Here is a 1,343-nt window from a genome sequence, read left to right on the forward strand (position 1 = left end):
CGGCCGAGCGGTTGATGCCGTCGGCGATGACCTTCACGTCCGCCTGGATGCGGCCGATGAGTTCCTGGATCTCCTGCGCGCTCTTCTCGGAGGTCTCGGCCAGCGTGCGGACCTCGTCGGCGACGACCGCGAAGCCCTTGCCGTGCTGGCCCGCGCGGGCCGCCTCGATCGCCGCGTTGAGCGCGAGCAGGTTGGTCTGGTCGGCGATGCGGGCGACGGCGCGGACGATGTCGCCGATATTGGCGGCCTGACGCTCCAGCTCGACGATCATCGTCACCGAAGCCGCCTGCCGGTCGGCGGCCGTCGAGATCGACATGATGCTGGCCGCGATCTGCTGGCCGACACCGGCGATCAGCCCCTGCAGGGCCTCGCTCTTCTGCCGCGACGTCTCCGCCTCGTTGCGCGCGGTGCCGATGACCTCGGAGACCACGGTGACGGCGCGCTGAGACTGCTCGGAGGCGCTGGCGGCCTGCTCGGCGCCGGCCGCGTTCTGCTCCATCGCGCGCCTCGGCCGCCGAGGAGGCCTCCGCGACACCGCTGGCGAGCTGGGCCGTGGCCGCGGCGATGCGCTCGGCCGCCTTCTGCTGCTTGGCGAAGGTGCGGGCCTTGCGCCGGTTCGCCTCGTTGAGGCGACCGAGCTGCTTCATCGCAGCCTGTTCACCGCCGCGCGCCAACGCCTGCGGCCCGGGCAGAGCCGCCTTCTTCACGAGAGCCATGAAGTCTATCCTCGGGAAAAACGATCTCGAGTATCGTCTTGGTGGATCAGACCAAGATGAGAGGCCTCTCGGACGCGAGGCGCATGCGTGATGTAGGTGTCCGGGTGCTCAATGCTTTCCTAAAGTACGCCTGGCGCTGCTAGCGCTTCCGGTTAGCTGCCGCGCGTGGCTGCCGTGGGTCGAAGGCTCGAGGCCTGTCGGAGTCGACGGGCTCGTCACACGGTCTCTCGTCCGACCCGTTGCCCCGTTCCGCGCACGATGCGTCGTGCCAGGCGATGCCGACGGGGACAGCGCGGGCCGCGCCTTCCCGGTCTGGAAACCGCGGCTGACGGAGGGGCGCGCGACCCGCCGGATCGAATCGGGGCCACCTCCATGACGAGCCTCTCTATGACGAGCCTCTACCGCGGACGCATTCCCTGCGTGAGAGTGCCGGCCGTGGCACGACCGGATGCGCGGACAGGACGGTCACGAGACCGGACGGTCAGGCCCTTCTCGGGTCATACGGTTTCCGGTTGCTTCGTTCGGGCACCGCAGCTCCCCCCTCTCCCGGCGCGCGGGGAGAGGCCTGTCCGCACCGTGCCGTGCGGACGGGAAGCGCAGGCGTAAGCCGGAGCGGCGGTGCGGGGG

1 protein-coding gene is annotated in these 1,343 nt (G+C 70.2%); it reads right to left on the reverse strand.

Features of this window, described 5'->3' with window-relative positions; translation table 11 throughout:
* Positions 1–499 (reverse strand): methyl-accepting chemotaxis protein (locus tag AX737_RS37590; RefSeq protein WP_280949107.1); only part of this gene is annotated, 499 nt, incomplete at its 3' end.
* Between the last annotated feature and the right edge of the window lie 844 nt (positions 500–1,343).

This window comes from Methylobacterium sp. CCH5-D2 (genome assembly GCF_001556475.1).
In the GTDB taxonomy this organism is placed as follows: domain Bacteria; phylum Pseudomonadota; class Alphaproteobacteria; order Rhizobiales; family Beijerinckiaceae; genus Methylobacterium; species Methylobacterium hispanicum.